This window comes from Streptomyces daqingensis, from assembly GCF_014645895.1.
GTDB lineage: Bacteria > Actinomycetota > Actinomycetes > Streptomycetales > Streptomycetaceae > Streptomyces > Streptomyces daqingensis.
In genome coordinates, this window is record NZ_BMMP01000009.1 from 164,868 (window position 1) to 187,025 (window position 22,158).

A 22,158-nucleotide genomic window follows, 5' to 3' on the forward strand; every position below is an offset into this window, starting at 1 on the left:
GAGCGCGTTTCGGCCCGTACGTCCCAGCGGGAACCGGACCGCCGGTTCGCGTTGTCCGGTGATAGAAAGAGCTTCCGGTTACAAAGCCAGCCGCTAGGCGGGCCTGATGTCCGATTCGCTCCGCCCTACGGGGGTTTGAGGGGCGGACGTCCGGTCTGTTCATCAACGAGGGGACCCGTCATGTCGCAGCCGCCTCCGCCTCCGCCTCCCAACCAGCCGCCCGGCGGCGCCTCCCCGGACGAACCGGAGGGCACCCCCTCCCTGTCCAAGGAGACGCCCGCCCAGCCCGCTTCGGACCAGAACGGCCCGGGCAGCCCCGAGCAGCAGACTCCGGGAGGTCCGGAGCAGCCGGCCTCCGGGCAGCAGGCCCCGGGCCAGCAGCCGCCTCCCGCGCCGCCGCAGCAGCCGGGCGGTTTCGGTGTACCGCCCCAGCCGCCCGGCGGCGGGTACGGCTATCCCCAGCAGCCGCCCGGCGGTTACGGCTATCCGCAGCAGCCGGGAGGCTTCGGCGCACCGCCGCCCCCGGGCGCGGGCTACGGCGCCCCCCAGCAGCCTCCGCAGGCCGGTTACGGCTACCCGCAGCAGCCGGGCCAGCCGCCCTACGGCCCGGGGATGTACCCGACGGCACCTCCCGGCGGTTACGGCCCGGGCGGCCCCGGCTCCCCGGGAGGCGGCGGCGCCAACGGCAAGGTGATCGCCATCGTCGCCGCGGCGGTCGCGGCCGTCGTGGTCATCGGCACCGTGGGCTTCTTCCTGGTCAACGACGACAGCACCACGGTGTCGAAGAAGAACCCCGGTCCCACGTCGGAGAACGGCGGCGGGAAGCCGGGGGACACCACCGGCGAGGAGCTCTTCAAGATCAAGTCGCCGAAGATCAACGATGACCGGGCGGTCATCACCCCCGGCGCGTGGGCCACGGACGACGTGTTCGCCAAGACCACGGTCAACGGCATCGTCGGCATGGACGCCAAGAGCGGCGAGAAGGCGTGGGAGCTCGCCCTCGACGGCGAGGTCTGCGCGGCCTCCAAGCACGTCACCGACTCCGGCAGGACGGCGGTGATCTTCAGAGAGAACGAGTCGTACCGCTCGGACTGCAGCAAGACCGCGGTCTTCGACGTCGACAGCGGCAAGAAGGTGTGGGAGAAGCCGCTGCCGGGCACCGGCCTCGCCACGTCGAGCGGCGTGAGCCTGACGATCAGCCAGAACACCGTCGCCGCACAGTGGATCGGCGGCTCGGTCGCCTACAAGGTCTCCGACGGCAAGCAGCTGTGGGCTTCCAAGGAGGACGGCAGCTGCCAGGACGAGGGCTTCGCCGGCGGCAAGGAGCTCATGGCCGTCGTCAAGTGCGGCAGCTACTCCGACCCGACGCTGAAGGTGCAGAAGGTCGAGCCGAGGACGGGCAAGTCGAAGTGGGAGTTCGACGTGCCGGACGGCGTCGAGCGGGTGCGCATCATCTCCACCGACCCCGTCGTGCTCGCCGTCAGCGCGGGAACCAGCACCACCACCGACGTGATGACGGTGGGCGAGGACGAGAAGCTGAAGGCGAAGATCTCCCTCGGCGACCGGAAGTACGACCCGGGCTGCGGCATCGAGGTCGAGTCGTGCGCGACGGCGGTGGCGGACAAGAAGTACGTCTACATGCCCACCGGCACGCACGAGGGCCAGACCTCGTCCACGAACGAGCTGTTCGCCTTCGACTTCGAGAGCGGCAAGCCGAAGTGGAAGTCGGACGCGGGCGAGCAGCGGACGATCATCCCCGTGCGGCTGCTCGACGGGAAGGTCATCGCGTACAAGAAGCCGACCTACTCGGGCAGCGGCGGCCAGGTCGTGGCACTGGAGCCCGACGGAGGCGGCAAGCAGGAGGTCTACCTGGACAACCCCGGTACCTCCTCGCGCCAGGAGAACAACTTCGCGTCGCTCTCCATGCGTGAACCGCCCCTGTACCAGAACGGGCGCCTCTTCCTGCACCACACGCTGCTCTCCCGGAACAGCACCCGCAGCTACGCGGAGTACCTCGGGATCGGCTTCGGCCCGCAGTGACCGCGTGACCGTCTGATCCGCCCGCGCGCGGTGCCGCCGCGCGCGGGCGGCGCGCCACCGCCCGTCCCGGCGCCCGCGCGCCCGTCCTCCACCGTTCTGCGCCCTTCTCGGACCGAAGGGGCGCGGAACGGCGGACGAGCGTGTAGCTTCCGGGAGCACAGGAGAGGGGCTGTGCCCGGGTGGGGTCTCACGGCTGCCGCGCGGCGGCCCGGGACACCGAGCCCGCCGGGGCGAGGGGAGGGCGCGGCCTCCGCGGGATGGTGGGGGTTGTTGCGCATGGGTGTCCGTCTCATGGTCGTGGACGAGCACAGGCTGCTCGCCGAGGCCCTGGCCTCGGCGCTGAAGCTGCGCGGGCACCGGGTGCTCGCCGCCGCGGCGCCCAGCGCCGGCGCCGCGGACCTGGTGCTGAGCCGGGCGCCGGAGGTGTGCCTGCTGGGGACCGCGGTGCCCGCCGAGGCGGGCGTCTTCGATCCGGTGGTCCGCATCAAGCGGGAGAAGCCGCAGATAGCGGTGGTGGTGCTGGGCCCGGTGCCCAGCCCGCGAGGTATCGCCTCCGCGTTCGCCGCGGGGGCGTCCGGCTATGTACGGCACGACGAGCGGATCGAGGGTGTGGAACGCGCCATGATGAAGGCGCGGGCGGGGGAGTCCGCCGTGGCGCCGCAGCTGCTGCAGGAGTCCTTCGCGGAGCTGCTCAATCCCGTGGCGGAGCCCGACGACGAGGGCGCCCGGCTCCTGCAGATGCTGACGCCGCGCGAGGTGGAGGTGCTGACACGCGTCGCGGAGGGCGAGGACACGAGGCTCATCGCCGAGGGTATGCGCATCGCGCCGAGCACCGCGCGTACGCATGTGCAGCGGGTGCTGATGAAGCTCGGTGTGGGCTCGCGGCTGGAGGCCGCCGCGCTCGCGGCCCGTACGGGGCTGCTGGAGCGGGTCCCGCGCCCCGGTGCCTCGCCGGACTGAACCCGGCGGAACGCGCGCGGACCGCCGGAGGCGGCAGCCTGCCCCGCCCCGTACCCCTCGCGCTCGCTTCGCACCGCGGCAGCCCGGCCGGTGCGCTACGCCATGCCGCATGCCACGAACCGCATGCCCGAGCCGCATCCCCGAGCCCCATGTCCCAGACCCCATGCCTGCATCCGGGTCGTCTGCCGCGCCTTTCCGCCGCTCCTCGGCCGCCCGCCGTCCGCGTCCGGTGAGATGGGCTCGGCGCGCGCCGTGGCTCCCCGCCCGGGCTGCCGTCCCGCCGTCCACGAGCAGGTGGGATGCGCTCACATGTTGGTCTCTGATTCTTTGTGTGCGATTATGTTCGGGTCGGAAGATGAGGAGTGACCCGTTGAAGAAGACATCGACCCGGCTCGCCGACGGCCGCGAGATCATCTACTACGACCTGCGCGACGACGCCGTCCGCGAAGCCCCCGACGAGCGCCCCCTCGACCGCACGGCCACGGCGTCGGAGATCCGCTACGACCCGCTGCTCTCGGAGTGGACGGCCGTGACCGCCCACCGCCAGAGCCGCACGTATCACCCGCCGGCCGACGCCTGCCCGCTCTGCCCGACGCGCGGCGGGCGGCTCAGCGAGATCCCGGAGGCCGACTACGACGTCGCCGTCTTCGAGAACCGCTTCCCGTCCTTCACCGGAGGCCCGGGCCCGGAGGCCGCGGACGCCCCGCACGGCCTCTTCGCCCACCGGCCGGGCGCGGGCCGCTGTGAAGTCGTGTGCTTCACCTCCGACCACGAGGCGTCCTTCGCCTCCCTCACCGACGCCCAGGCGCGGCTGGTGCTGGACGCCTGGACGGACCGGACCGCCGAACTGTCCCAGCTGCCGGGCGTGGAGCAGGTCTTCTGCTTCGAGAACCGCGGCGAGGAGATCGGCGTCACTCTGCAGCATCCGCACGGGCAGATCTACGCATACCCGTTCACCACCCCCCGCACCGCGCGCATGCTCGACTCGCTCGCCGGGCACGCCGCGCGCACAGGCGGCCGCAACCTCTTCGACGACGTCCTCGCCGCCGAACTGGCCGACGGCAGGCGCGTGGTGGCCGAGGGCGAGCACTGGGTCGCCTTCGTGCCGCACGCCGCGCACTGGCCCTACGAGGTGCATCTCTACCCGCGTCGGCGGGTCCCGGACCTGCTCGCGCTGAGCGAGGAGGCCCGCGAGGAGTTCCCCGGCATGTACCTGGAAGTGCTGCGCCGCTTCGACCGGGTCTTCGGTCCGGAGGAGCCGCCGACGCCCTACATAGCCGCCTGGCACCAGGCGCCGTTCACCTCGTCCCGGTACGGACAGCGCCACGGGCAGGACGACGGTGCGGCGGCTGCCGGAATTCCCGGGGCAGCCGTGACCCGCGAGGACTTCGCGCTGCACCTCGAGCTTTTCACCATCCGACGGACTTCCGGCAAGCTGAAGTTCCTCGCGGGTTCCGAATCCGGGATGAACGTGTTCATCAACGACGTGCCGCCGGAGAGCGCGGCCGAGCGACTGCGAGAGGTAGCGAGTGACTGACATGCCCCCCACGGCGGCCCGCGTGCCGGGTTCCGTGCCTCCGCGCAAATACCTGGTGACCGGTGGAGCCGGCTACGTCGGAAGTGTCGTCACCGCGCACCTGCTGGAGGCGGGGCACGCGGTGACCGTCCTCGACGACCTCTCCACGGGCTTCCGCGAAGCCGTCCCCGAGGGCGCCGAGTTCGTCGAGGGCCGTATCCAGGACGCGGCCAGGTGGCTGACCGCGGACGGCGGCCGGGGTGCGGGCTTCGACGGCGTGCTGCACTTCGCCGCGCACTCGCAGGTCGGCGAGTCGGTGCAGGACCCGGAGAAGTACTGGCGCAACAACGTGGGCGGCACCATCGAGCTGCTCGGCGCGATGCGCCAGGCCGGTGTGCGCAGGCTCGTCTTCTCCTCCACGGCCGCCACGTACGGCGAGCCCGACGTCTCACCCATCCCCGAGGACGCCGCCGAGGCGCCAACCAACCCCTACGGCGCCTCCAAGCTCGCCGTCGACCGGATGATCGGCAGCCACTGCCGGGCCTACGGGCTGTCCGCCGTCTCGCTGCGCTACTTCAACGTCGCCGGGGCGTACGGCGGATTCGGAGAGCGGCACGACCCCGAGTCGCACCTCATCCCGCTGGTGCTGCAGGTGGCGCAGGGCCGCCGCGAAGCGGTCTCCGTCTTCGGCGACGACTACCCGACGCCCGACGGCACCTGCGTCCGCGACTACATCCACGTCGCCGACCTCGCCGAGGCCCACCTCCTCGCGATGGACGCGATGACCGTCGCGGACGGGGAGGCGCAGACCACGGGCGGAGCGGAGGACGCTGCGCCGTACCGCGTCGGCACAGGCGAGCATCTGATCTGCAACCTCGGCAACGGCAACGGCTTCTCGGTCCGCGAAGTCGTGGAGACCGTACGGAAGGTGACCGGGCACGATGTGCCCGAGACCGCCGCGCCCCGCCGGGACGGCGACCCGGCGACGCTGGTCGCCTCCGCGCGGCGCGCGGCCGAACGACTGGGCTGGCACCCCTCGCGGACCGACCTCGCCCGGATCGTCCAGGACGCCTGGGACTTCGCCCGGCAGCTCGGCGAGCGGGCGGGCGCGGCATGACGGAGAGCCTGACGGAGACCGGCATGACCGAGCGCTTCCGGGAGGTCTACGGGGCCGAGCCCGACGGCGCGTGGGCGGCTCCCGGCCGGGTCAACCTGATCGGCGAGCATGCCGCTCGCACTGCCGCACACCTGCGCGGTCCAGGCGGCACGGCGCGACGACGGCGTGCTGCGGCTGCACTCCTCGGACGTGCGGGGAGGCGTCACGGAACTGCGCGTCGACAAGCTCGGTCCGCTGGGCGCCACCGGCGACCGCGGCGGCTGGGCCGCCTACCCGGCGGGCGTCGTGTGGGCGCTGCGGGAGGCGGGCCTCCAAGTGGGCGGCGCCGACCTGCACTTCGAGAGCACCGTGCCCACCGGCGCGGGACTCTCCTCCTCCGCGGCGCTGGAGGTCGCGACCGCCGTGGCGCTCGACGACCTGTACGGCCTGGGTCTCGACGCGCCCCGTCTCGCGCGGCTCTGCCAGCGCGCGGAGAACGAGTTCGTCGGCGTGCCCTGCGGCGTCATGGACCAGATGGCGTCCGCCTGCTGCACCCGGGGCCACGCGCTGCACCTGGACACCCGCGACCTCACGCAGCGGCAGGTGCCCTTCGACCTGGCCGCGCAGGGCATGCGGCTGCTGGTCGTCGACACCCGCGTGAAGCACTCGCTGGGCGACGGCGCCTACGCGGAGCGCCGCGCCGGATGCGAAGCGGGTGCGGTGGCCCTGTGCGTCGGGACGCTGCGCGAGGTGCCCCACGAGGAGCTGGCGGCGGCGCTGGAACGCCTCGGGGAGGCGCGGCTGCGGCCTCTTGTGCGGCATGTCGTGACGGAGAACCACCGCGTCAGCGAGGTCATACGACTGCTTGAGGCCGGACGGACGCGGGACATCGGGCCCGTGCTGAGTGCGGGGCACGCCTCGCTGCGTGACGACTTCGCCGTCTCCTGCGCGGAACTCGACCTGGCCGTCGAGGCCGCCGAGGCGGCGGGCGCACTCGGCGCGCGGATGACGGGCGGAGGCTTCGGCGGTTCGGCCATCGTGCTCGTCGAGGAGGCGGACGCGGCAGCGGTCGCCGCCGCGGTCCGTGAGGCCTTCGCGAAGGCGGAGTACCGGGAGCCGCGCGTCTTCGAGGCGGTCCCCGGGGACGGCGCCCGTCGGATCCCGCTGTCCTGAGCCGGCCGCCACGGCGGGTGCACGGCAAACGCTTTCCCCCGGGACGCCGTCGGCGGCCGGTGCGTCACCGCCCGGCCGCCGGACCGGGGCCCAGGACCGGTCCGGCACTTTCGCCAATCGGTTTCGGTAGTCACAGCGCGGCCTTACCCTGAGTGTGATGCACGCACCGGTGGGGGCCGGTGCCTTATTTCAGGGGGCGAGAGCGCCGGGCAGCGACGCCGGGCAGCGCTTGCCGGGTGGGACAGCAGAGGCGCGGCGGTGTCCGCCCCACTGGCTTGGTGGGGGAGGTACCCACAGCTCACGCGGATCTCTTCCCTCCGCACCGGGTGACGTACCCGCACTGCCAGGGGGTGCCAATGCAACGTATCCGGGTGCTGGTGGTCGACGACCACCGCATCTTCGCCGAGTCACTGGCCGCGGCGCTCGCCGCCGAGCCCGACGTCGAGGTCGCGGCGGCAGGCAGCACGCCGGCGGCGCTCCGCTGTCTGGAGCGGGCTGCCGTGGAGGGGCGCGAGTTCGACGTCGTGCTCGTCGACGCGGACCTCGGCCTGCCGGGTACGGGCGGGGGAACGGCCCCTCCGGGCGCGCCGGACTCCGCCTCCGCGGAGCGGAGTTCACCGGCGGGCGGTGCTTCCACTGCCCCGGGGGGCGCCCAACTCAACGGCGTCGCCGGCCAGTTGTCCGCGGTAGTGCAGCGGGACGGCAGTTCCGGCACACCGGGAGGAACGCCGGGTGCCACGCCCGACGGGGGCCGCGCGGCGGCCGCCGAGACGAAACCGGGCGGCATTCCCCTCGTCGCCCGCGTGCGCACGGACCACCCCGCCGTGCGCACCGTCGTCCTCGCCGAGCGCGACGACCCGCGCCTGGCGGCGTCGGCCCTCCAGGCCGGTGCCTGCGGCTGGGTCGCCAAGGACTGCTCGCTCTCCCGGCTTCTCCAGGTGATCCGGGGTGTCCTGAAGGACGAGACGCACCTTCCGCCCGCGCTGCTGACGGGCGTCCTGAAAGAGCTGACCGCTTCCCGCAAGCACCGCACGGAGAGCGAGCGCCTGGTCGCGTCGCTCACGCCCCGGGAGCGCGAGGTGCTGCGCTGCATGGTCGCCGGGCTCGGCCGCAAAGCGGTGGCGGAGCGGCTCTTCCTGTCCCCGCACACGGTCCGTACGCACATGCAGAACGTGCTGGGCAAGCTGGGCGTCCACTCGACGCTGGCAGCCGTGGCGCTGGCGCGCCGGGCGGGCGTCGGCCCGGCCGACCTCGAGTCGAGCCCCGCCAACTGACGCCCGGCGCAGGGCGGATCGGCGCACGGCTCCCGCTCGGAGGCGCGGCGGGGCGCGGCAGGCGGGCCGGGTCAGAGGGAGTTCTTGCGGACGCTCCAGCCGCCGTCCACGACGAGGCTCGTCCCGGTCACGTAGGACGCGTCGTCGGAGAGCAGGAACGCGATGGCCGCGGCCACTTCGTCGGGGTGGCCGTGCCGGCCGGCGACGGTCTCCTCGACCGTCCGCCGCATGTCCGCCTCGTCGGCCCCGTCCCACGCGCGGGTGAGGACGGGGCCGGGCAGGACGCAGTTGACGCGGACCATCGGCCCGTAATCGACGGCGAGTTGGCGGCCGAGACCCGTGAGGCCGGCCTTGGTGGCCGCGTAGGCGGGGCGGGAGGGGAGCCCGAAGTGGGCCTGCACGGAGGACGTCAGCACGATGGAGCCCCGCCGCGCCCGCAGATCCGCCAGGCACGCCCGCACGCCGAGGAACGCGCCCGTCAGGTTCACGCCTAACTGCCCTTCCCAGTCCGACAGCGAGAGCGCGTGCGCCGGACCCGGACGCATGAGGGCGGCGTTGCTCACCAGGCCGTCGAGGGGGCCGAAGCCGTCGTGCGCGGTGCGGACGGCACGCTGCCAGGCGGGTTCGTCGGTGACGTCGCCCAGGACGAAGGCCGCGCGGGAGCCCGAAGCGGTGATCTCACGGGCCGTGCGGTGGCCGCCCTCCTCCTCGCTGTCGAGGATGACGACGGCCGCACCCTCGTCGGCGAGCCTGTGTGCGGTGGCGGCACCGATGCCCGCGCCACCGCCGGTGACGAGGACGGTGCGCCCCGCGAAACGATCTGAATGACGTCCGCCCATGCCAGGGATGCTACGGGCTGTGCACCGCCGGATGCACCGGGGCACTCCGCCGGCCCGGCAGCGGTCAACAGCGTTACGCCGTACGGGGGTTCACGCCGGGCCGCTGCCCGCCGGCCGGCAAGCTCCGGCCGGGGACGCGCTACGCCCGTCTCAGCCGGGGACGTTGTCGAACGGTGCCGTCAAGTGGCGCAGCAGCGAGGCGAGTTCGGCGCGCTGCGCGGTGGAGAGCTCGGCGAGGATGGCGCGTTCCTGGTGGAGCAGCCCGGCGAGTGCGCTGTCGCCCCTGTCGCGGCCCTCGGGGGTGAGGCGCACCAGGACGCCGCGCCGGTCGCTGGGGTCGGGCAGCCGCTCGACGAGGCCCTTCTTGGCGAGCCGGTCGATGCGGTTCGTCATGGTGCCGGAGGTGACGAGTGTCTGCGTCAGGAGCTGCCCGGGCGAGAGCTGGTAGGGCGTGCCTGCGCGGCGGAGCGCGGTCAGGACGTCGAACTCCCATGGCTCCAGGTTGTGTTCGGAGAACGCGAGGCGGCGTGCGCGGTCGAGGTGCCGCGCGAGGCGGCTTACACGGCTGAGCACCTCCAGGGGTTCCACGTCGAGGTCCGGGCGCTCGCGGCGCCAGGCTGCCACCAGTCGATCGACCTCGTCCTCCATAGTGATCAGTGTAGTAGTTGTGTCGACGTGAAGTCTCTTGACATCGAGATAATGCCGTTGAAGGATGAAGTCTCTCGATGTCGAGATACTCGGCCCGGAGGAGGCGTGACCGCCATGACGTCACCCGTGTGGGATCCCCACCAGTACTCCCGCCACGCAGGGCACCGCCTGCGCCCCGTCCTCGACCTGCTGGCCCGGGTTCCGACGCTGCCCGACGAGGAGAGGCCCCGCGTCGCCGACCTCGGCTGTGGGCCGGGCGGGCCCTCGCTGCCGCTGATCGAGCGCTGGCCCGGGGCGCACGTCACCGGCTACGACAACTCGCCGGCCATGCTCCACGAGGCGCGTGCCTACTCCGGCACGACGTCCTCGGGCGGCCGGCTCGACTTCACCCACGCCGACCTCACGACGTGGCGCCCCGAGCCGGGGGAGACCTTCGACCTCCTCTTCTCCAACGCCGCCCTCCACTGGGTTCTCCCTGCCGCAGGCAAGGGACGGGTACACCCCGTCACGGGAGAGGGGGAAGCGGACGCGGGTCTCGTGGAGTTCCTCCGCCGCTGGACGGCGGCCCTCCGCCCCGGAGGCGTTCTCGCCTTCCAGGTGCCCGGCAACTTCGACGCCCCGAGCCACACCCTCCTGTGGAAGCTGCGCAACTCGCCGCGCTGGCGCGACCGGCTCGGCGCGGAGCCCCGGGGCGGCGCCGTTCTCGACCCCGCCGGCTACCTCGCCGCCCTGACACCCCTCGGCTGCGAGGTCGACGCGTGGGAGACGACCTACGCCCACCTGCTCCACGGCGAGAACCCCGTCCTCGACTGGGTCAAGGGCACCGCGCTGCGCCCCGTCCTCACCCTCCTCGAGGACGACCCGGCGGCACGGGAGGAGTTCGTCGGCGAGTACGGGGCGCTGCTCCGCGAGGCCTATCCGCCGCTGCCAGGGGGCGAATCCGCCGGGACGGTGCTCCCCTTCCGCCGTGTCTTCGTCGTCGCCGTGAAGGAGGAGGCGGACCGGTGATCGACTCCCTCGACCACGTCCAGCTCGCCGCGCCCCCGGGCTCCGAGGACGTGCTGCGCGCCTTCTACGCGGGGACGCTCGGCATGGCGGAGATCGCGAAACCGCCGGCGCTGGCCGTGCGCGGCGGCTGCTGGTTCGCGGCGGGCGCCGTGGTGCTGCACCTCGGCGTGGAGGAGGACTTCCGCCCGGCCCGCAAGGCGCATCCCGGCATCCGGGTGCGGGGGATCGACGTGTTCGCGGCCCGGCTCGGCCGTGGAGGCGCACCGGTGACGTGGGACGACGGGCTCCCCGCGCACCGGCGTTTCTACACCGAGGACCCCGTCGGCAACCGGCTGGAGTTCCTGGAGCCCGATCCGCCGGAGTGAGCCGCGCCCGTGCGGCGGCCGGGCGCGCGGGCGCACCCCGGAAGATGCGCCGAACATCCCGCGATGAGGTGCTTGGGCTGATTCCGATTGTGGCGGAGCCGTGAAGATTTAGCTCGCGCGTTCAGGAGTTGACGTGAACTGGACAACCATATGAGCGCCGCCGCACCCCCGCTCTCTCCGGGTGCGTCGGGCAACCGTCCCCCCACCCCAGGAGGTACCACCGTGCTCATGTCCGGACTGGGCCGCAGAGCCAGAATCTACGCGGCCACCGCCGTCGCCGGTGCGTTCGCCGTCGTCGGAGCCGTCCTCGTACCGTCCTCGTTCGCGGGCGAGCCCGGCTCGGTGCAGACCGCCGCCGCAGAGCAGAAGGCCGCGGCCGAGCTGAGCCCGCAGGAGATGCTGAACCGGGCGGCGACGTGGCTCACCGCCAACAACGGCTCGCAGGTCCCCTACAGCCAGACCAAGACCTGGTCCGACGGCTACCGCCAGGACTGCTCCGGCTACGTCTCGATGACGCTCGGCCTGTCCAAGCCCGGTCCCAACACCGTCGGACTCGCGGGCGACCGCTCCATCACCACGCCCATCAGCCTCGCCGACCTCAAGCCCGGCGACCTGCTCATCGACGCGGACGGCTCCAACACCACCCGCCACGTCGTCATCTTCGAGAAGTGGACGGACTCCTCGCACTCCGCCTACTCCGCGTTCGAGCAGCGCGGCGGCCACGGCACCGACCACCGCGTGCTGAAGTACGGCCTCGACGCCGGCAGCGAGTACAAGCCCTACCGCCCCGTGAAGCTGACCGGCGAGGTCCCGCCGGAGACGCCCCCGAGCGCGCAGTACCCCAATCTCGCCCAGGGAGCCACCGGCGCCGACGTGACCGCGGCCCAGTACCTGCTGCGCGCCCGCGGCCACATGACCGAGGCGGACGGCTCGTACGGGCCGAAGACCGTGGCGCAGGCCAAGGCGTTCCAGTCCGGCTCGGGGCTCGTCGCCGACGGTGAGATCGGCCCCAAGACCTGGCCCAAGCTGATCAAGGCCGTCAAGAAGGGCGCCACCGGCGACGCTGTCCGCGCCGCGCAGACCCAGCTGAACGTCTACGGCGCGGGCCTCGAGGTCGACGGCAGCTTCGGCCCCGCGACGGACAAGGCGGTCACCGACTTCCAGCGGGCACACGGCCTCGCCGTCGACGGCTCCGTCGGTCCGCAGACGTGGCAGGCGCTCGTCGGCACCCGCTGACGGTGCGGCCCCGCACGGAGACGTGCGGGCGGACGACATGACGAAGGGGCGGCCCGCGGTGTGCGGGCCGCCCCTTCCGGGTCTGCGGGGAACTGCACCGAGCGCACCGGGCCGGGGCGCTGCGCGGCGGGAGGGCCTCAGTTCCGCCGGTGGCCTATGAGCCGGGGCTTGGCCTCCAGCCCGTCCAGGCCGTGCCAGGCGAGGTTGACCAAGTGGGCGGCCACCTCGGCCTTCTTCGGCTTCCGGACGTTCAGCCACCACTGCCCCGTCAGGGCGACCATCCCGACCAGCGCCTGCGCGTACAGCGGCGAGAGCTTCGGGTCGAAGCCCCGCGACTTGAACTCCCGGCCGAGGATGTCCTCGACCTGCGTGGCGATGTCGCTGATCAGAGAGGCGAAGTTGCCCGTCGACTGGGCGACCGGGGAGTCCCGCACGAGGATGCGGAAGCCGTCCGTGTACAGGTCGATGTAGTCGAGCAGCGCGAACGCCGCCTGCTCCAGCAGCTCACGGGGGTGCCCTCCGGTGAGGGCACTCGTCACCATGTCCAGCAACTGGCGCATCTCACGGTCGATGACGACCGCGTAGAGGCCCTCCTTGCCGCCGAAGTGCTCATAGACGACGGGCTTGGAGACCCCGGCCTTCGCCGCGATCTCCTCCACGGACGTGCCCTCGAAGCCGCGCTCGGCGAAGAGGGCACGCCCGATGTCGAGGAGCTGCTCGCGGCGTTCTTTCCCGGTCATGCGGCGCCGGGCAGCGCGCTTTTCCTTCTTGGGCGCCCTGGCCGGCTTGGCGGTGCTGTCGTCGATCGGCACAGCCTCCATCATGCCGCTTGGCCGGACTGCTCCTTGCGGCGGGAGTCGATTCGCGAAGTGGTCGGCCAGCGCACGTCGTACGCCCAGCCCAGCTTCTCGAACCAGCGGATGATGCGGGCGCTGGAGTCGATCTGGCCGCGCTCCACACCGTGCCGCGCGCTCGTCGGGTCGGCGTGGTGCAGGTTGTGCCAGGACTCACCGCAGGACAGGATCGCCAGCCACCACACGTTGCCCGACTTGTCGCGGGACTTGAAGGGGCGCTTGCCCACCGCGTGGCAGATGGAGTTGATGGACCACGTCACGTGGTGCAGCAGCGCCACACGCACCAGCGAACCCCAGAAGAACGCAGTCAGCGCGCCCTGCCAGGACATCGTCACCAGGCCGCCGATGGCGGCGGGCAGCAACAGCGTCACCGTCGTCCACAGCACGAACTGCCGGGAGACGGCCCGGATCGCCGGGTCCTTGATCAGGTCGGGCGCGTACTTGTGCTGAGGAGTCTGCTCCTCGTCGAACATCCAGCCGACGTGCGCCCACCACAGGCCCTTCATCAGGGCGGGGACGCTCTCCCCGTAGCGCCACGGCGAGTGCGGGTCGCCCTCGGCGTCGGAGAACTTGTGGTGCTTGCGGTGGTCGGCGACCCACCGCACGACCGGGCCCTCGACGGCGAGGGACCCGAGGATCGCCAGCGCGATGCGCAACGGCCGCTTCGCCTTGAACGAGCCGTGCGTGAAGTAGCGGTGGAATCCGATGGTGATGCCGTGGCAGCCGATGAAGTACATCGCCGTGAGCAGGCCCAGGTCCAGCCAGCTCACCCCCCAGCCCCACATCAGCGGCACGGCCGCCACCAGGGCGAGGAAGGGGACGACGATGAAGAGCAGCAGGGCGATCTGCTCGGCCGAATGACGCTTGTCACCACCCAGCGTCGCCAGGGAGGCGGCCTCGTCGGAGTCCGGTCGGGTCTCGGTCTTCGGGGAGTCGAGTACGTCAGGGGGGCTGCTGGTCATAGATGTCCCTTGTTCAAGAGCGGTAAGGGGTTGGGAGTCGGGGAGTCGGGGAGTCGAAAGCGGAACGGGCCGGTGGCGGGTACCCACCCAAGCCCTACGGAACCGTAACCTACGGCCTCGTAAGTATGGCAGCCCTGAGTGGCCTATCAAGAGGGGGTTCGCGGAGCGGGCACCGTGCTCACCCATCGGACGGCACGTCCGGACGCTGAGTAGCCCCGCCTATCCTGGGAGGCGCCGGACAGCGCGGTCCGCGACCTGCCAGAAGCGAACACTGCAAGATCTGCAAGGAGCCGCACCTGTGAGCAGTGCCGATGTGAACCGTGCCGACGACCTCGGACATCAGGCGCCGACCGCCACCGGAACCCACTCCGCGGCGCAGGCCGCACCCCCGGACAGCACCGCCGCGGAAGCCGAGTCCACGAGCGCGCTGCGCGCCGACATCCGCCGCCTCGGCGACCTGCTCGGCGAGACCCTCGTACGCCAGGAAGGCGCCGAGCTGCTCGAACTCGTCGAACGCGTACGGGCCCTGACCCGCAGCGACGGCGAAGCCGCCGCCGCCCTGCTGGGCCGCACCGACCTGGAGACCGCCACCAAGCTCGTACGGGCCTTCTCCACGTACTTCCACCTCGCGAACGTCACCGAACAGGTGCACCGCGGCCGCGAACTGCGCGCCAAGCGCGCCGCCGAGGGCGGCAACCTCTCCCGCACCGCCGACATGCTCAAGGACGCCGACCCCGCGCACCTGGCCGCCACCGTGCGCAACCTGGGCGTGCGCCCCGTCTTCACCGCGCACCCCACCGAAGCCGCCCGCCGCTCCGTCCTCACCAAGCTCCGCAAGATCGCCGAACTGCTGGAGAACACCGACCCCACGGACCGCGGACGCACCGACCTGCGCCTCGCGGAGAACGTCGACCTCGTCTGGCAGACCGACGAACTGCGCGTCGCACGGCCCGAACCCGCGGACGAAGCCCGCAACGCCGTCTACTACCTGGACGAACTGCACCGCGGCGCCGTCGGCGACGTACTGGAGGACCTCGCCGCCGAACTCGCCCGTGCCGGCGCCCCCCTGCCCCCCGGCACCCGCCCCCTCACCTTCGGCACCTGGATCGGCGGCGACCGCGACGGCAACCCCAACGTCACACCCGAAGTGACCTGGGAAGTGCTGCTCCTCCAGCACGAACACGGCATCACCGACGCCCTCGAACACATCGACGAGCTGCGCGGCGCCCTGTCCAACTCGATCCGCAACAGCGGAGCCACGCGCGAACTGCTCGACTCCCTCGGCCGCGACCTGGAGCAGCTGCCCGAGATCAGCCCCCGCTACAAGCGCCTCAACGCCGAAGAGCCCTACCGCCTCAAGGCCACCTGCATCCGCCAGAAGCTCCTCAACACCCGCGACCGGCTCGCCTCCGGAGCCCCCCACGCCGACGGACGCGACTACCTCGGCAACACCGAACTCGTCGACGACCTGAAGCTTCTCCAGACGTCGCTGCGCGCCCACCGCGGCGAACTCGTCGCCGACGGACGCCTCGAGCGTGTCCTGCGCACACTCGCCGCGTTCGGCCTGCAACTCGCCACGATGGACGTACGGGAACACGCCGACGCCCACCACCACGCCCTCGGGCAGCTCTTCGACCGGCTCGGAGAGCAGTCCTGGCGCTACATCGACATGCCCCGCGACTACCGGCAGCGCCTCCTCGCCAAGGAGCTGCGCTCCCGCCGCCCGCTCTCGCCCTCGCCCGCGCCACTGGACGCGGCGGGCGCCAAGACCCTCGGAGTGTTCACCACCGTCCGCAAGGCGCTGGAGACCTTCGGACCCGAAGTCATCGAGTCGTACATCATCTCCATGTGCCAGGGCGCCGACGACGTCTTCGCCGCCGCCGTCCTCGCCCGCGAAGCCGGCCTCGTCGACCTGCACGCCGGCTGGGCCCGCATCGGCATCGTGCCGCTGCTGGAGACCACCGACGAGCTGCGCATCGCCGACGAACTCCTCGACGCGATGCTCTCCGACCCCTCCTACCGCAAGCTCGTCTCCCTCCGCGGCGACCTGCAGGAGGTCATGCTCGGCTACTCCGACTCCTCCAAGTTCGGCGGCATCACCACCTCCCAGTGGGAGATCCACCGCGCCCAGCGGCGCCTCCGCGACGTCGCGCACCGGCACGGCGTGCGGCTGAGGCTCTTCCACGGCCGCGGCGGCACCGTCGGCCGCGGCGGCGGCCCCACCCACGACGCGATCCTCGCCCAGCCCTGGGGCACCCTCGAAGGCGAGATCAAGGTCACCGAACAGGGCGAGGTCATCTCCGACAAGTACCTCGTGCCGTCCCTGGCCCGGGAGAACCTCGAACTGACCGTCGCCGCCACCCTCCAGGCGTCCGCGCTGCACACCGCGCCCCGCCAGTCCGACGAAGCGCTCGCCCGCTGGGACGCCGCCATGGACACCGTCTCCGACGCGGCACACGGCGCGTACCGGCGGCTCGTCGAGGACCCCGACCTGCCCGCCTACTTCTTTGCCTCCACCCCCGTCGACCAGCTCGCCGAACTCCACCTCGGCTCCCGCCCCTCCCGGCGGCCCGACAGCGGCGCCGGACTCGACGGACTGCGCGCCATCCCCTGGGTCTTCGGCTGGACGCAGTCCCGACAGATCGTCCCCGGCTGGTTCGGCGTCGGAACCGGCCTCGCCGCCGCCCGCGAGGCAGGACTCGGCGAAGTGCTCGAAGAGGCCCAGGAACACTGGCACTTCTTCCAGAACTTCCTCGCCAACGTCGAGATGACCCTCGCCAAGACCGACCTGCGCATCGCCCAGCACTACGTCGACACCCTCGTGCCGGACGAGCTCAAGCACGTCTTCGGCACCATCCGCACCGAACACGAACTGACCGTGCGGGAAGTCCTCCGTATCACCGGAGAACGCGAACTCCTCGACGCCAGCCCCGTCCTCAAGCAGACCTTCGCCATCCGCGACGCCTACCTCGACCCGCTGTCCTACCTCCAGGTGACGCTCCTGCACCGGCAGCGTGCGGCAGCCGAACGCGGCGAGGAACCCGACCAGATGCTCAGCCGCGCCCTGCTGCTGACCGTCAACGGCGTCGCCGCCGGACTGCGCAACACCGGCTGACCCCCGGGCGGCCGGTGAGACCCTCACCGGCCGCGGAACGGCCACGGCGCCGCCGCAGCGGACGACCACCCGCAGCGGCGGCGCCGAGCCGCACCCACAGAGAAATCAGAGACGGCAGGCCCGCGCACAGCGGCCGCCGGGACACGCTCAGAACGTCAGCAACGCCCACGACGTCATCGTCAGAGCCGCACCGAGCAACCCCACCACCAGCGCCGTACCCCGCCACCGCAGCCCGAGCCACAGCACCAGCGCCGCCAGCATCAGCGCACCGCCGAACGGCACCGCACCGTAGAGAGCACCCGCCGGCCCCGTACGCACGGCCTCCTTCGAACCCGGCACCAACGCCACCTGCAGACGCTCGCCGACGACCCCCGAGACCGACTCGGCGACCTTCACCCGCCGCACGTCCGGACCACCCCCGGACGCCGGCCGGAACGTTCCCGAACACTCGTCGGCCACACACCTGGTGACCCGCACAGTGCCACGCTCGTCACCCGTCAGAGCGGGCCCCGCCGTCTTCCACGACGTCCACGCCCCGCCCGCCAGCACGAGCAGGCAGACCAGCAGCAGCACGATGTTGCGGACCAGGAGAAGCATCCCGAACGCGCTCTCCCCGGCTCTGCGGGTACGGCTGCGCTTCACGGTGCTCGTCGAGGAGGACATGGCGAGATCCTTCTGGGAAACCTACCGGCGGGTCAACCGTCTACGAGTTGTACGTGCTCTGCGCCCGCTCCAGACCGTCGACGATCAGCGTCTCCACCGCATCCGCGGCCCGGTCCACGAAGTAGTCCAGCTCCTTGCGCTCCGCGCCGGAGAAATCCTTCAGCACGTAATCAGCGACCGGCATACGGCCCGGCGGCCTGCCCACACCGAACCGCACCCGGAAATAGTCCGGACCCAGCGTCTTCGTCAGCGACTTCAGCCCGTTGTGGCCGTTGTCACCGCCGCCCTTCTTCAGGCGCAGCGCACCGAAATCGATGTCCAGCTCGTCGTGCACCACGACGATCCGCTCCACCGGCACCTTGTAGAAATCACGCAGCGCCCCGACAGGGCCGCCCGAAAGATTCATGAACGACATCGGCTGGGCCAGAACCACCCGCCGCCCCGAAACCCCCGGCACACCCACACGCCCCTCCACCACGCGGGCACGGGACTTGTGCGTCCTGAACTTCCCACCGAGACGCGAAGCGAGCAGATCGGTCACCAGGAAACCCACGTTGTGCCGGTTGCCCGCGTAACCCGGACCCGGATTGCCCAGCCCCGCCACGAGCCACGGCCCGGCCGTCCCACCCGTACTGGCATCGGTCGTCATCTATGCGGTCCTTCGGGAGAAAACCTTCGGGAAGAATCTTCGGAAGAAAGCTTCAAGAAGAAGGCCACGAGAGAGACCTCCGGGAGGAAGACCTCGAGAAACCTTCGAAGAAAGAGGAACAACTGCCGCCGCGCACCCGGCCGCACAAGCAGCACGAGCCGGAGAACGCGACGGCAGCCGCGGAAAGCCACGGTCACCCGGCGGCAGCCCCGCAAGGCACCTCACCGGCGGGCGACCCGCGACAGCGGATCACTCAGGAGCGACCTCGCTCGGAGCCTCCACCGAGCCCTCGGTCTCCTCGTCGGCAGCCGGCTCCTCGGCCTGCGCCGACAGAACCTGGATCACGATGTCGTCGCCGTCGATCGCCAGCGACGTGCCCTTCGGCAGCTGGATCTCGTGCGCGTGCACCGCGTCACCCGCGGCAAGACCCTCGACGGAGACCGTCACCGACTCCGGAATGTGCGTCGCCTCCGCCTCGACGGGCAGAGCCATCAGCACGTGCTCCAGCAGGTGCTGCCCCGGCGCCAGGTCGCCCTCGACGTGGATCGGGATGTCGACGTTGACCTTCTCGCCCTTGCGGACGATCAGCAGGTCGATGTGGACCAGGAAGCCGCGGATAGCCTCACGCTGCACGGCCTTCGGAATGACCAGCTGCTTCTTGCCGTCGACCTCCAGGTGGATCAGCACGTTGGAGGACTTCAGCGCCATCATCATGTCGTAGCTGGGCAGCGCCACGTGCACCGGCTCAGCGCCGTGCCCGTAGATCACCGCGGGGACCTTCTCCTCGCGGCGCAGACGCCGCGCCGCACCCTTGCCGAACTCGGTACGGACACTGGCGGAAAGATTGACGTCAGCCATGCTGCGCTCCTCGCAATCGAAACGGATCCCGCATCTGTGGTGTCACTCGGTCCGTCCACGACAGACCGGCTACGCCGCAGAGCCGACCACGAACGAACCGTCCCAGGAGCCCTGACGAAGAGCGCGCGTCGATAACGGATGAGCCGGGCCCGCACGTCCACGCACGAACACGGCCTCCCTCGCCGAGCGACCCCAGGAGTCTACGCGGCGAGGAAGGCCGTGCGGAAATCGATCAACGAGCAGCCCGCGCGGCCGCCGCAACGGCCCGCACAAACCGCGGCAGAACTACGCCTGCTCGTCGAAAAGGCTGGTCACAGAGCCGTCCTCGAACACCTCACGCACCGCACGCGCGATCGTCGGCGCCATCGACAACACCGTGATCTTGTCCAGATCCAGCTCACTCGGCGTCGGCAGCGTGTTCATCAGAACGAACTCGCTCACCTTCGAATTCTTCAGACGGTCCGCCGCCGGACCCGACAGCACACCGTGCGTCGCCGTCACGATGACGTCCTCCGCGCCGTTCGCGAACAACGCGTCAGCCGCCGCGCAGATCGTCCCCCCGGTGTCGATCATGTCGTCGACCAGGACGCACACCCGGCCCTCGACATCACCCACCACCTCGTGCACCGTCACCTGATTCGCCACCTCAGGATCACGGCGCTTGTGCACGATCGCCAGCGGCGCACCCAGCCGGTCGGCCCACCGGTCCGCCACCCGCACCCGGCCCGCGTCCGGCGACACCACCGTCAGCTTGTCGCGGTCGACCTTCCCGCCCACGTAGTCCGCCAGCACCGGCAGAGCGAAAAGATGATCCACAGGACCGTCGAAGAAACCCTGAATCTGATCCGTGTGCAGATCCACAGTCAGAATGCGGTCCGCACCCGCCGTCTTCAGAAGATCCGCCATCAACCGTGCCGAAATCGGCTCCCGCCCACGGTGCTTCTTGTCCTGCCGCGCATAACCGTAGAACGGCACGATCACCGTGATGCTGCGCGCGGACGCCCGCTTCAACGCATCGATCATGATCAGCTGCTCCATGATCGACTTGTTGATCGGAGCAGTGTGGCTCTGCATCAGAAAGCAGTCAGCACCACGCGCCGACTCCTGAAAACGAACGTAGATCTCACCGTTGGCGAAGTCGAAAGCCTTGGTCGGGACCACACCGATACCCAGCTGATCCGCGACCTCCTTCGCCAGCTCGGGGTGGGCGCGGCCGGAGAAGAGCATCAACTTCTTCTCGCCGGTCGTCTTGATCCCGGTCACTGCACCGTCTCCTTGAGTTCCGCGGGGCGTGCGTGCGACACAACCGTACGCCCCAGCGAAACCCCCACCGCACCCGGCAGCAACCGACAGTGCACGTCAGTCGCCCTCCCCGCGCTCCGCGTCACCGGCCTCCCCGGCTCCCGCCGCCGCACGCGCCGCGGCGCTCCCAGGCCGCTTACGCGCCACCCAGCCCGCGATATTGCGCTGCTGACCCCTCGCCACAGCGAGCGAACCCGCCGGCACATCCTTCGTGATCACAGAACCCGCAGCCGTATAAGCACCGTCCCCGACAGTGACCGGCGCCACAAACATGTTGTCCGCACCCGTACGGCAATGAGACCCGATCGTCGTCCGGTGCTTGTTCACCCCGTCGTAATTCACGAACACCGACGCCGCACCGATGTTGCTGTGATCACCGATCGACGCGTCACCCACATAAGAAAGATGCGGCACCTTCGTGCCCTCACCGATCTCCGCGTTCTTCACCTCGACGAAACTGCCCGCCTTCGCCCCCGCACCCAGCCGCGTACCCGGCCGCAGATACGTGTACGGACCCACCTTCGCGCCCGCCCCGATCTCCGCCCCCTGCGAGACCGTGTTGCCCACCGACGCACCCGCACCCACAACGGTGTCCGCCAGCTGCGAATTCGGCCCCACCTCACAGCCCGCCGCGAGATGCGTCGAACCCGTCAACTGCGTCCCCGGCAGCACCGTCACGTCCTGCTCGTACGACACCGTCACATCCAGCAGCACCGACGCCGGATCCACCACCGTCACACCCGCCAGCATCGCCCGCTCCAGCAGCCGCCCGTTCAGCAGACGGCGCGCCTCCGCAAGCTGCACACGGTTGTTGATCCCCAGGATCTCCTGGTGGTCACCCGCCACCGACGCCCCCACCCGGTGCCCGGAACTGCGCAGGATGCCGAGCACATCGGTCAGATACTCCTCGCCCTGGCTGTTGTCCGTCCGCACCTTGCCCAGAGCGTCGACCAGCAGCCGCGCGTCGAACGCGAACACCCCCGAATTGATCTCGGAGATGGCGCGCTGCGCCTCCGTGGCGTCCTTGTGCTCGACGATGTCCGTCACCGCGCCGCTGTCCGCGTCGCGCACGATGCGGCCGTAACCCGTGGAATCCGGCACCTGAGCCGTCAGGACCGTGACCGCGTTGCCGTCCGCCGCATGCGTGTCCGCCAGCGCCTGGAGCGTCTCCCCGGTCAGCAGCGGAGTGTCCCCGCACGTGACGACGACCGTGCCGTCCAGCGCGACACCGCTGTCGGACAGCTCCTCCAGGCCCATCCGCACCGCGTGGCCGGTCCCGTTCTGCTCGTGCTGCACCGCCGTGCGCACACCGGCGTCGATCTCCGCGAGATGCGCCGTCACCTGCTCCCGGCCGTGACCGACGACCACCACGAGGTGCTCCGGATCGAGACTGCGGGACGCGGCGACGACATGGCCGACGAGGGAGCGACCGCAGATGTCGTGCATGACCTTGGGTTTCGCGGACTTCATACGGGTGCCCTCACCCGCTGCGAGTACGACGACGGCTGCCGGGCGGTTGGCGCTCACGGGGGTGCCCTTCGGCTACGGGGTCAGGGGGAACACCCGCAGGATACCGGGGGGTTGCGTAAGGCCGGGATTC

General features: G+C 71.1%; 18 protein-coding genes and 1 pseudogene. 10 read left to right on the top strand and 9 right to left on the bottom strand.

Annotated features, from left to right (window positions below; translation table 11 throughout):
• Window positions 1-180 precede the first annotated feature (180 nt).
• The 6 genes and pseudogenes from IEY56_RS15205 to IEY56_RS15230 all read left to right on the top strand — a co-directional run bounded on the left by IEY56_RS15205 (window position 181) and on the right by IEY56_RS15230 (window position 8,059).
• A complete protein-coding gene (locus tag IEY56_RS15205) occupies window positions 181-2,040 on the top strand; it encodes an outer membrane protein assembly factor BamB family protein (protein ID WP_189037715.1) in 1,860 nt (619 codons plus the stop codon).
• Between the two features lie 276 nt (window positions 2,041-2,316).
• Window positions 2,317-3,000, top strand: coding sequence for a response regulator transcription factor (locus IEY56_RS15210; protein ID WP_045865215.1), 684 nt, complete (start codon window positions 2,317-2,319; stop codon window positions 2,998-3,000).
• A gap of 370 nt (window positions 3,001-3,370) precedes the next feature.
• Window positions 3,371-4,537 (top strand): galactose-1-phosphate uridylyltransferase, encoded by a 1,167-nt coding sequence (gene galT / locus IEY56_RS15215; protein WP_189037716.1) that lies wholly within the window; start codon window positions 3,371-3,373, stop codon window positions 4,535-4,537.
• A gap of 1 nt (window position 4,538) precedes the next feature.
• Window positions 4,539-5,633 carry a UDP-glucose 4-epimerase GalE gene (gene galE, locus IEY56_RS15220; RefSeq protein ID WP_189037842.1) on the top strand — a complete coding sequence of 365 codons (1,095 nt, stop codon included), beginning with the start codon at window positions 4,539-4,541 and terminating at the stop codon, window positions 5,631-5,633.
• Window positions 5,630-6,785: pseudogene (galK, locus tag IEY56_RS15225) on the top strand (galactokinase). Before galE ends, galK begins: the two are co-directional and overlap by 4 nt.
• Window positions 6,786-7,141: 356 nt before the next feature.
• Window positions 7,142-8,059: a response regulator transcription factor gene (locus IEY56_RS15230; RefSeq protein WP_189037717.1), complete on the top strand. Its 918-nt coding sequence runs from the start codon at window positions 7,142-7,144 to the stop codon at window positions 8,057-8,059.
• Between the two features lie 71 nt (window positions 8,060-8,130).
• On the opposite strand, the gene IEY56_RS15235 is transcribed toward IEY56_RS15230, so the two are convergent.
• Window positions 8,131-8,898 (bottom strand): SDR family NAD(P)-dependent oxidoreductase, encoded by a 768-nt coding sequence (locus IEY56_RS15235; RefSeq protein ID WP_189037718.1) that lies wholly within the window; start codon window positions 8,896-8,898, stop codon window positions 8,131-8,133.
• Window positions 8,899-9,048: 150 nt separating this feature from the next.
• On the bottom strand, window positions 9,049-9,546 hold the full coding sequence (locus IEY56_RS15240; protein ID WP_189037719.1) for a MarR family winged helix-turn-helix transcriptional regulator: 498 nt from the start codon (window positions 9,544-9,546) through the stop codon (window positions 9,049-9,051).
• A 114-nt stretch (window positions 9,547-9,660) separates the two neighbouring features.
• Between IEY56_RS15240 and IEY56_RS15245 the strand changes: the two genes are divergently transcribed.
• The 3 genes from IEY56_RS15245 to IEY56_RS15255 all read left to right on the top strand — a co-directional run bounded on the left by IEY56_RS15245 (window position 9,661) and on the right by IEY56_RS15255 (window position 12,155).
• Window positions 9,661-10,554, top strand: a complete 894-nt coding sequence (locus IEY56_RS15245) for a methyltransferase domain-containing protein (protein WP_189037720.1) — start codon at window positions 9,661-9,663, stop codon at window positions 10,552-10,554.
• Entirely contained in the window at window positions 10,551-10,919 is a 369-nt protein-coding gene (locus IEY56_RS15250; RefSeq protein WP_189037721.1) for a VOC family protein, read from the top strand. The genes IEY56_RS15245 and IEY56_RS15250 overlap by 4 nt, the downstream gene beginning before the upstream one ends.
• 228 nt (window positions 10,920-11,147) lie before the next feature.
• On the top strand, window positions 11,148-12,155 hold the full coding sequence (locus tag IEY56_RS15255) for a peptidoglycan-binding domain-containing protein (RefSeq protein WP_229711928.1): 1,008 nt from the start codon (window positions 11,148-11,150) through the stop codon (window positions 12,153-12,155).
• A gap of 137 nt (window positions 12,156-12,292) precedes the next feature.
• Here IEY56_RS15255 and IEY56_RS15260 read toward each other — a convergent pair whose 3' ends face one another.
• Complete coding sequence (locus tag IEY56_RS15260) at window positions 12,293-12,979, bottom strand: TetR/AcrR family transcriptional regulator (RefSeq protein WP_045865206.1); 687 nt, start codon at window positions 12,977-12,979, stop codon at window positions 12,293-12,295.
• Entirely contained in the window at window positions 12,976-13,971 is a 996-nt protein-coding gene (locus IEY56_RS15265; protein WP_189037723.1) for an acyl-CoA desaturase, read from the bottom strand. Before IEY56_RS15265 ends, IEY56_RS15260 begins: the two co-directional genes overlap by 4 nt.
• Before the next feature lie 427 nt (window positions 13,972-14,398).
• On the opposite strand from IEY56_RS15265, the gene ppc reads away from it, so the two are divergent.
• Window positions 14,399-17,086, top strand: a complete 2,688-nt coding sequence (gene ppc, locus IEY56_RS15270) for a phosphoenolpyruvate carboxylase (RefSeq protein WP_229711929.1) — start codon at window positions 14,399-14,401, stop codon at window positions 17,084-17,086.
• A 147-nt stretch (window positions 17,087-17,233) separates the two neighbouring features.
• On the opposite strand, the gene IEY56_RS15275 is transcribed toward ppc, so the two are convergent.
• The 5 genes from IEY56_RS15275 to glmU all read right to left on the bottom strand — a co-directional run bounded on the left by IEY56_RS15275 (window position 17,234) and on the right by glmU (window position 22,085).
• Window positions 17,234-17,749, bottom strand: coding sequence for a hypothetical protein (locus tag IEY56_RS15275; protein WP_189037724.1), 516 nt, complete (start codon window positions 17,747-17,749; stop codon window positions 17,234-17,236).
• Between the two features lie 40 nt (window positions 17,750-17,789).
• Window positions 17,790-18,398, bottom strand: coding sequence for an aminoacyl-tRNA hydrolase (gene pth, locus IEY56_RS15280; protein WP_189037725.1), 609 nt, complete (start codon window positions 18,396-18,398; stop codon window positions 17,790-17,792).
• A gap of 249 nt (window positions 18,399-18,647) precedes the next feature.
• Window positions 18,648-19,256 carry a 50S ribosomal protein L25/general stress protein Ctc gene (locus tag IEY56_RS15285; RefSeq protein WP_189037726.1) on the bottom strand — a complete coding sequence of 203 codons (609 nt, stop codon included), beginning with the start codon at window positions 19,254-19,256 and terminating at the stop codon, window positions 18,648-18,650.
• 285 nt (window positions 19,257-19,541) lie between these two features.
• The gene (locus tag IEY56_RS15290; RefSeq protein ID WP_045865200.1) at window positions 19,542-20,519 is read right to left on the bottom strand and encodes a ribose-phosphate diphosphokinase; all 978 of its coding nucleotides are present in this window, start codon (window positions 20,517-20,519) and stop codon (window positions 19,542-19,544) included.
• Between the two features lie 96 nt (window positions 20,520-20,615).
• Window positions 20,616-22,085, bottom strand: coding sequence for a bifunctional UDP-N-acetylglucosamine diphosphorylase/glucosamine-1-phosphate N-acetyltransferase GlmU (gene glmU, locus IEY56_RS15295; RefSeq protein WP_189037727.1), 1,470 nt, complete (start codon window positions 22,083-22,085; stop codon window positions 20,616-20,618).
• Between the last annotated feature and the right edge of the window lie 73 nt (window positions 22,086-22,158).

Coding starts and splice junctions, on each gene's coding strand:
- IEY56_RS15275 (WP_189037724.1), bottom strand. CDS start 17,749: ATGTCCTCCTCGACGAGCACCGTGAAGCGCAGCCGTACCCGCAGAGCC.
- IEY56_RS15205 (WP_189037715.1), top strand. CDS start 181: ATGTCGCAGCCGCCTCCGCCTCCGCCTCCCAACCAGCCGCCCGGCGGC.
- IEY56_RS15235 (WP_189037718.1), bottom strand. CDS start 8,898: ATGGGCGGACGTCATTCAGATCGTTTCGCGGGGCGCACCGTCCTCGTC.
- IEY56_RS15255 (WP_229711928.1), top strand. CDS start 11,148: ATGTCCGGACTGGGCCGCAGAGCCAGAATCTACGCGGCCACCGCCGTC.
- IEY56_RS15285 (WP_189037726.1), bottom strand. CDS start 19,256: ATGGCTGACGTCAATCTTTCCGCCAGTGTCCGTACCGAGTTCGGCAAG.
- IEY56_RS15230 (WP_189037717.1), top strand. CDS start 7,142: ATGCAACGTATCCGGGTGCTGGTGGTCGACGACCACCGCATCTTCGCC.
- IEY56_RS15265 (WP_189037723.1), bottom strand. CDS start 13,971: ATGACCAGCAGCCCCCCTGACGTACTCGACTCCCCGAAGACCGAGACC.
- IEY56_RS15240 (WP_189037719.1), bottom strand. CDS start 9,546: ATGGAGGACGAGGTCGATCGACTGGTGGCAGCCTGGCGCCGCGAGCGC.
- galE (WP_189037842.1), top strand. CDS start 4,539: ATGCCCCCCACGGCGGCCCGCGTGCCGGGTTCCGTGCCTCCGCGCAAA.
- IEY56_RS15245 (WP_189037720.1), top strand. CDS start 9,661: ATGACGTCACCCGTGTGGGATCCCCACCAGTACTCCCGCCACGCAGGG.
- IEY56_RS15260 (WP_045865206.1), bottom strand. CDS start 12,979: ATGATGGAGGCTGTGCCGATCGACGACAGCACCGCCAAGCCGGCCAGG.
- pth (WP_189037725.1), bottom strand. CDS start 18,398: ATGACGACCGATGCCAGTACGGGTGGGACGGCCGGGCCGTGGCTCGTG.
- IEY56_RS15210 (WP_045865215.1), top strand. CDS start 2,317: ATGGGTGTCCGTCTCATGGTCGTGGACGAGCACAGGCTGCTCGCCGAG.